Here is a 2,593-nt window from a genome sequence, read left to right as displayed (position 1 = left end):
GAACCAACGTATTCGTATCCGCTTAAAGGCGTTCGATCACCGTTTGATCGATCAGTCAACTGCGGAAATCGTTGAAACAGCTAAGCGTACTGGCGCGCAGGTTAAGGGTCCAATCCCTCTTCCTACTCGTAAAGAGCGCTTCACTGTTCTTATTTCTCCACACGTTAATAAGGACGCACGTGACCAGTACGAAATTCGTACACACAAGCGCCTTATCGACATCGTTGAGCCTACAGACAAAACTGTTGATGCTCTTATGCGTCTAGATCTAGCTGCTGGCGTTGACGTACAGATCAGCCTAGGTTAAGGGGAGATAAGAGAATGATTGGTCTAATCGGTCGTAAAGTGGGCATGACCCGCATCTTTACCGAAGATGGCATTTCTATTCCAGTTACTGTTGTTGAAGTTGAAAACAACCGCGTTACTCAGGTTAAATCTGTAGAAACTGACGGTTACAACGCAATTCAAGTAACAGCTGGAACTAAGAAAGCTAGCCGCGTATCTAAGCCAGAAGCAGGTCACTTTGCTAAAGCAGGTGTTGAAGCTGGTCGCGGTCTTTGGGAATTCCGTCTAGAAAACAGTGAAGAGTTTGCAGTTGGCGCTGAGCTAAATGTTGAACTATTCAACGATATTAAAAAAGTAGACGTTACTGGTACATCTAAAGGTAAGGGTTTCCAAGGTGCTGTTAAGCGCTGGAACTTCCGTACTCAAGATATGACCCATGGTAACTCCTTGTCTCACCGTGCACCGGGTTCAATTGGCCAATGTCAAACTCCAGGTCGCGTATTTAAAGGCAAGAAAATGGCTGGTCACATGGGTGCTGAGCGTGTAACGACTCAAAACCTAGAGATCGTACGTGTTGACGCTGAGCGCAATCTGCTTCTTATTAAAGGTGCAGTACCGGGCTCAACAGGCGGCAACGTGATCGTTAAACCAGCTGTTAAAGCGTAACGTCGAGGAGTTAGTAATGGAATTGGTAGTCAAAGGCGCTGACGCGCTAACTGTCTCCGAAACTACTTTTGGGCGTGATTTCAATGAAGCGCTTGTACACCAAGTAGTTGTTGCTTTTGCAGCAGGTGCTCGTCAGGGTACACGTGCTCAGAAGACTCGTTCAGACGTTTCTGGTGGTGGCGCTAAGCCATGGCGCCAGAAAGGTACTGGTCGCGCTCGTGCAGGTACAATCCGCAGTCCGCTATGGCGTTCTGGTGGTGTTACTTTCGCTGCTCGTCCTCAGGATCACAGCCAAAAAGTAAACAAGAAAATGTACCGCGGTGCTATGAAGAGCATTCTTTCTGAGTTAGTTCGTCAAGAGCGTTTAATCGTTGTTGATAACTTCACTCTAGAAGCACCAAAGACAAAAGCACTAGTAGCTAAGCTTAAAGAGCTTGAGCTAACTGATGCACTAATCGTTACTGGCGAGTTAGATGAGAATCTATTCCTTGCAGCACGTAACCTATACAAAGTAGACGTACGTGATGCAGCGGCAATCGATCCAGTTAGCTTGATCGCTTTCGATAAAATTGTAATGACTGCAGCAGCAGTTAAAGCAGTTGAGGAGATGCTAGCATGATCACTGAAGAGCGTATTTTAAAAGTTCTACGTGCTCCGCACATTTCTGAAAAAGCATCAATGGCTGCAGAAAACGCTAATACTATCGTTTTCAAAGTAGCATTGAATGCAACTAAGAAAGAGATCAAAGCAGCAGTTGAAAAACTGTTCGAGGTTGAAGTTAAGTCTGTAAATACTCTTATCACTAAGGGTAAGACCAAACGTCAAGGTATGCGCCAAGGCCGTCGTTCAGACGTGAAGAAAGCGTATGTTATCTTGAAAGAAGGTCAAGACATCGACTTCGCTGGTAGTGCAGAGTAAGGCTAGGAGCAAAGAAGAATGGCTATTGTAAAATGTAAGCCGACTTCCCCAGGTCGTCGCCACGTAGTTAAAGTGGTTAACTCTGACCTGCATAAGGGTAAGCCGTACGCACCACTTCTAGAGAAAAACTCTAAGACTGGTGGTCGTAACAATAACGGTCGTATCACTGTACGTCACATCGGTGGTGGTAATAAACAACATTACCGTCTAATCGACTTCAAACGTACTAAAGATGGCATCCCAGCGAAAGTTGAGCGCCTAGAATACGATCCAAACCGTAGCGCAAACATTGCTCTAGTTCTGTACGCAGACGGTGAGCGCCGCTACATTATCGCACCTAAAGGTATCCAAGCTGGTGATGTTATCCAGTCTGGTCAAGATGCTGCTATTAAAGTTGGTAACACATTACCAATGCGCAACATCCCAGTAGGTTCAACAGTACACTGTGTTGAACTTAAGCCTGGTAAAGGTGCTCAGCTGGCTCGTTCAGCTGGTGCATACGCTCAGATCATTGCACGTGCAGGCACTTATGTGACTCTACGTCTACGTTCTGGTGAGATGCGTAAAGTTCTTGCTGAAGGTCGTGCGACTCTAGGTGAAGTTGGTAATGCAGAACACATGCTACGTGAGCTAGGTAAAGCTGGTGCTTCACGCTGGGCGCGGTGTTCGTCCAACTGTACGTGGTGTTGTAATGAACCCAGTTGATCACCCACACGGTGGTGGT

At 46.4% G+C, this 2,593-nt stretch carries 4 protein-coding genes and 1 pseudogene; all 5 read left to right on the top strand.

Annotation, left to right across the window (positions count from 1 at the left end; translation table 11 throughout):
* On the top strand, nucleotides 1–307 hold a 307-nt coding region (gene rpsJ / locus SKA34_RS20805; RefSeq protein WP_006647441.1), incomplete at its 5' end, for a 30S ribosomal protein S10.
* Between the two features lie 14 nt (nucleotides 308–321).
* Nucleotides 322–951 (top strand): 50S ribosomal protein L3, encoded by a 630-nt coding sequence (gene rplC, locus SKA34_RS20800; protein ID WP_005370913.1) that lies wholly within the window; start codon nucleotides 322–324, stop codon nucleotides 949–951.
* 16 nt (nucleotides 952–967) lie between these two features.
* Nucleotides 968–1,570 (top strand): 50S ribosomal protein L4, encoded by a 603-nt coding sequence (gene rplD / locus SKA34_RS20795; protein WP_006647440.1) that lies wholly within the window; start codon nucleotides 968–970, stop codon nucleotides 1,568–1,570.
* Complete coding sequence (gene rplW / locus SKA34_RS20790) at nucleotides 1,567–1,869, top strand: 50S ribosomal protein L23 (protein WP_006647439.1); 303 nt, start codon at nucleotides 1,567–1,569, stop codon at nucleotides 1,867–1,869. Before rplD ends, rplW begins: the two co-directional genes overlap by 4 nt.
* A gap of 18 nt (nucleotides 1,870–1,887) precedes the next feature.
* Nucleotides 1,888–2,593: pseudogene (gene rplB, locus SKA34_RS20785) on the top strand (50S ribosomal protein L2); the annotation flags it as partial.

The sequence above is a fragment of the Photobacterium sp. SKA34 genome (assembly GCF_000153325.1).
GTDB lineage: Bacteria > Pseudomonadota > Gammaproteobacteria > Enterobacterales > Vibrionaceae > Photobacterium.
The sequence above is the reverse complement of the archived record's forward strand: the minus strand, read 5'-3'. Positions and strand labels throughout refer to the sequence as shown.

Coding starts and splice junctions, on each gene's coding strand:
- rplW (WP_006647439.1), top strand. CDS start 1,567: ATGATCACTGAAGAGCGTATTTTAAAAGTTCTACGTGCTCCGCACATT.
- rplC (WP_005370913.1), top strand. CDS start 322: ATGATTGGTCTAATCGGTCGTAAAGTGGGCATGACCCGCATCTTTACC.
- rplD (WP_006647440.1), top strand. CDS start 968: ATGGAATTGGTAGTCAAAGGCGCTGACGCGCTAACTGTCTCCGAAACT.